Consider the following 4,826-nt stretch of genomic DNA (forward strand, 5'->3'; position numbering starts at 1 on the left):
TTCAAATGGCTATTCTACGTTTGATTGGTTTTGGAAAAAAAGAAGAATTTAAGAAAGTGCTAGCAATTTTAAGAAAGAAAAAGCCTGATAGGACAAGGATCCTATGAAATTTGTCGTGTACAGAGGTAATTTTTATGAAATCTAAAATCATGAGAAAAAGATAGAAAAGCACTTAGTCAGTTTCGGAGTATTATTTAAAACGTGGAGATGTTTTTCCTATGTTGATTAGTCAATTTATTTACGAATGAGGTATAAAGTTTTATCTAATTTTTCTTTTTATCCAATTTAAAATTAGGTGCGTACACGGCCTCAACTTTCAATAAAGTATAAAAGGTGTTTGTGTAGGCAATACCCTTACTTTTGATAAGCCAAAAGAAAGCAAAAGCCTTTGTTACCCATACATAACATCCCTATTATGATGGATAACGTGTGGCATCCCTGCCACACTCGTGTATCCAAACGTTGCTTAAATTAAACTATGTAATAGTGGCGACATAAAGGTGCTCTTATCGCTATATATTAAAAACTTAGTGGAACACTGTTTCTAAAGCTTTTAAACCCACTTTGGGATCAAGTAGACCGTTGTAAATTTCAGGGATTTCACGTTCCACCCCAAAAAATTCATAAATGGCAAGCATCGCCCCACGAACTGAATATTCCACAGTAAAGACCACGTCATCTTCAATTTCCACAAACTGTCCAAGGAAAGCAAAGTTTTGTGAGCCTTGTGGAATTACCTGTGGACGATCCCCCGGTTTACGGCAGGCGAATAGGGCAGAGGCGTATGGCATCATGGCGGTAGTAACATCAGTCGTTGCCAAAACATGATCTAAAATGTCGTCAAAACCGAGCTGTTTAATCAGTTCTGTTAGGATTTCTTGCCCCGTGGCTTCGGACATTGGTTTTTTGATGTAATCGCCTATATGGTCAATTTGGAAACCGTAGCCCCATAAGGTATATAAACCTTCAGGTAAGTCGGCAAAGTGTGGCTGTGCAGGAACCACGATGGATAAATGCCAACCCGACTCATACCAAGTCATGAGTGCGCCTGTGCCTGGTTCATTGCCTGTATAGTCAATAATACGTTTAAGTAGCACGTCATCTTTCATGGTCAGAGTGAAAGACTCCCACTTATGTTCATCGACATTGCCATAAAAAGTCATTGGACGGCCAAAGTCTGGGGCTTTTTGTGCCAGCGTTTCCCAAAGCGTCCAGCCATGATCTTCTCGATGACGAATAAGGGCAGGCACGTCATGATTACCACCATAACGTGAGTCTGCTGTAATAGAGCCTAAAGTGAAAATAGCTAAATCATTGGCTTTCAGATTAATTTGCTCTGAGCCTTCAGGCAATTGTACATATAGGCGTGAAGCGTAGCGTTCTTGAGTTTCAGCATTGGTAATGAAGTCTGCATCTGTGACATAGTGTCCAAAACGCACATCTAACTCATGTTGGAACTCACTTTTTTTGGTCGAAAAGTAAGACTACCACATGTGGGTAGCTGACCTCCTTCCGACCTATCCCATTACATGAGTGTTGCGGTTATTATCTGAATTCAGGCAAAACCTAACCTACTATTTATCTTTGCTCGAAAAATTCTCCCTCAGCGAGTTAACCCAGCTTGAGAATTTATGTATTGAGTCACCGCCTTTACCAAGCAGTTCCCTTAGCTCTTCTTCGAAGTGCGTTTGCTTTTTCTCCTCCGGTTCGGGCAGCGGCGGCAGTATGTGGGCAAAGTAGGTTTTGTCGAGTAAGCGGTGCAGCATACGCTCGCCAATAAAAGGCTTATTGCTATTGAGCGCTCTGGCACCTTTTATGATGTTACGAATGTCGTATTGTGTCGGGCTTATATCAGGCACCTGTTTGGGAATATTCAGCAGTTTATACACACCAATACGGGCGGTGCGAATAGAGGCTTCCATGGTGAATATTATGTCATTGCGAGTTTCTACAAATTGTCCCACTAAGCCTAAATTCGTGCAGCCTTCAGGAACTACTCTGGGCCTGTCGCCTGCAGCTCTGGGCATAAACTGAGCTGTAATATAAGGCATAAGCGCAATGCGTATTTTGGTGTTGGCTATAACCTCATCTAACTGGTCTTCAATACCCAGATGATGGCAAAGCTCGGTCAGAATTTCTTTACCGGTGCATTCTGGCATGGTTTTGTTTACACGGTTGCCTTGCTTATCCATCAACAGGCCATAAACCCACAACACCAATGTGTCATCTGGCTGGTCGGGGAAGTGGGGTTGGCGATTACAGGTAACACTTAACAGCCAGTTGGAGTCAGTAAAAGTCACTATGCCGCCGGTTACGGTTCGACCGGAGTATGGGTCGTTTACTGATAAGGTTTTCAGTTTATCGACAAGGGGTGAGGGCTTGCAGGTAAGGGTGGCCGACTCCCATATAGACTTGTCTACGTCACCATAAAATTTTTCTGGCTTACCGAAAACGGGAGACTTCTTGGCGAGGTTCTTCCATAAGTTCCAGCCACTTTCGCTACCCGGGTCATGCCTTTCACAGTTAAGCTCCGGCGCATTATCCATACCGGCATAACCCGTCTGTTCAGTCATTGAGCCGGTGAGGGCGAACACTAAATCATTCTTGCCAACTTCAATATATTGCTCTTTACCTTTAATAACGGCCTGAATTCCGGTTACTGTCTTTTTGTCTCCGGTAAAGCTTATATCAAGGTCATCGACTCTGGCTTCAAAGGTAAATTTCACTCCTTTTTCACGCAAAAAGTCGGTCAGTGGCTTTATAAAGGTGTCGTACTGATTGTATTTAGGGAAAAGCAGAACAGACATGTCACCAAAGCCGTCAATTGAGTCCAGAAAACGATGCAAATAGAGCTTGGTTTCCAACAGGCTGTGGCAGTTTTTAAAAGCAAACATAGTACGGAATAAAAACCAGAAGTTGCTTTGTAAAAAGCCTTCACTGAAATATTCCTCAATGCTCGTGTCGTCTAACTCTTCCTTTCGTTTCAGCATTAAGCGGATAAGTTCCCATTGCTGAGATTTACTCAGTCCCAGGTCTTCTGAGTCAAGGATCTCGCCGGACTTGTTAATTAAACGGGCCTTAGAGTAATTTGGGTCGTTGTCGTTTATCATTCGGTATTCATCGAGAACAGAATACCCTTCGGGAAGTTCAAGGGCGGGAATGTCCTGGAATAGATCCCAGAGGGTGTCGTAGTTCCAGTTCATTTCACGACCACCGCGAATGATGTAACCGTCTTCAGGGTTACCCGCACCATCCATAGAGCCGCCTTCTACCCTCATTTCTTCTAAAATAGTGATATTTTCGGCGGGCATATGACCATCGCGAATTAAATAAAATGCAGCGGCAAGTCCTCCGACACCGCCACCAATTATCCAGGCTTTACGCTTTTCGATTCCCGGAGTTGGTAAGGTTTTATGACGCGAGTAGGGCGATATAAAATCACCCGGCGGCAAAGTGTTAAGCGGTTTATGGCACCAAAAACCACCTGTTGCGTCAGGCTCATGTTCAAAACCCTCTGGTGCGGTTGCCGAGATATCAAATTTCGCAATTGTCTTTTTAGCCATTACGGATTCCTTCCCTTACTGAATAGAAGTACTTGCTGTTCTAGCTGATACCCTTAATGGTATTGCGAACGGCACTTTCAGTATAGTCGGCACCAAGCCTAGATTCAACTAGAGGCTGTTGATCTTTGAGTGAAAATTAAACGGCATAGCAACAAGGTATAATGGTTTCGCCAAAAATCAAAAATACCACCGAGAACGGACGTTGCTATGCCAAGAACAATGTTAACAGATAAAGCCTGGAAAGCCCTAAAGCAAATCCTCAAAGAAACGGGGCGTGTTTATAATAAGTACGAACACAGGAACACGCTTGAAGGCATTCTGTATCGGATGCGCACTGGAATTCAATGGCGAGATCTGCCTGAAAAATTTGGCCGTTGGAACACTGTTTTTAGACGTTTTAACCTCTGGTCAAAGAAGGGGGGTATTTCAAAAACTATTTCAAAGCATATCGTCTGAGAATGACCCTGAATGGCTATTTATTGATGGAAGTATCGTGAAGGCGCATCAGGATAGCAGCGGAGCAGCCAGTGGTGCAGACGAAGCTATAGGAAAAAGTCGGGGTGGCAATTCGACAAAAATTCATCTTGCTGTTGATAGCGGTGGTCTTCCCGTTTACTTCGAAATCTCGGGTGGGCAAGTACATGACATCGCCCATGCGCAGAGTTTGATAGCAGAAGCCCCAAAATCAAGCCATGTCACTGCCGATAAGGGCTACGATAGTGATAGTTTACGAGCATTTATTGAAGCTCAAGGTTGCGTGGTCAATATTCCGAGAAAAGAGAACAGCAAAACTGGGAATGGTCATATGGACTGGTGTCTTTATAAGTACCGGCACTTGGTAGAGAACGCCTTTTTAAAGATTAAAAAATATCGGGCTATAGCTACTCGCTACGACAAACTGGCAAGAAACTACGCCAGTAATGTCGCATTAGCCTTTGTCATGGTATGGCTGCCAATGCATTGCTGAATGATATTTGAGCAAAGATCAACAGCCTCTAAAATTGAATATGATCTAAATAATTGATGTTAATGTTTATTGTTGAGTAATTGCTCTATTGTTGTTTTCACTATGCCGTATGCTAAATTTCTTTAAAAATAGGCTTTTTATTTATCATTAAAAAATATCTTTGTACACAACAAAAAAAGATAACTCATTGAAATAATGGCATAATACTTGTTTTCTGACGACGAATATGATGACACATTTCAATGAGTTACATCTCATCTTAAACAAATATCTAAAGTGGAACAAGTCACATGCAA

At 42.5% G+C, this 4,826-nt stretch carries 2 protein-coding genes and 1 pseudogene; 1 reads left to right on the plus strand and 2 read right to left on the minus strand.

Annotated features, from left to right (window positions below; all coding sequences use genetic code 11):
* Window positions 1-527: 527 nt before the first annotated feature.
* Both FTU17_RS16805 and FTU17_RS16810 read right to left on the minus strand, forming a co-directional pair.
* Window positions 528-1,445 (minus strand): annotated as a pseudogene (locus FTU17_RS16805) (oleate hydratase); the annotation flags it as partial.
* A 129-nt stretch (window positions 1,446-1,574) separates the two neighbouring features.
* The gene (locus FTU17_RS16810; protein WP_180005632.1) at window positions 1,575-3,563 is read right to left on the minus strand and encodes an oleate hydratase; all 1,989 of its coding nucleotides are present in this window, start codon (window positions 3,561-3,563) and stop codon (window positions 1,575-1,577) included.
* 207 nt (window positions 3,564-3,770) lie between these two features.
* On the opposite strand from FTU17_RS16810, the gene FTU17_RS16815 reads away from it, so the two are divergent.
* Window positions 3,771-4,530, plus strand: a protein-coding gene (locus tag FTU17_RS16815; RefSeq protein WP_180027354.1) for an IS5 family transposase whose coding sequence is annotated in 2 segments (ribosomal slippage) — window positions 3,771-3,980 and window positions 3,982-4,530 — 759 coding nt in all. Because the reading frame shifts where the segments join, the coding sequence is not laid out codon by codon here.
* The last annotated feature ends 296 nt before the right edge of the window (window positions 4,531-4,826 follow it).

The sequence above is a fragment of the Acinetobacter sp. YH12070 genome (genome assembly GCF_013419625.1).
Taxonomy (GTDB): Bacteria; Pseudomonadota; Gammaproteobacteria; order Pseudomonadales; family Moraxellaceae; genus Acinetobacter; species Acinetobacter amyesii.

What these genes read in the sequence shown, in the direction of transcription:
- FTU17_RS16810 (WP_180005632.1), bottom strand. Translation starts at nt 3,563, where the DNA reads ATGGCTAAAAAGACAATTGCGAAATTTGATATCTCGGCAACCGCACCA.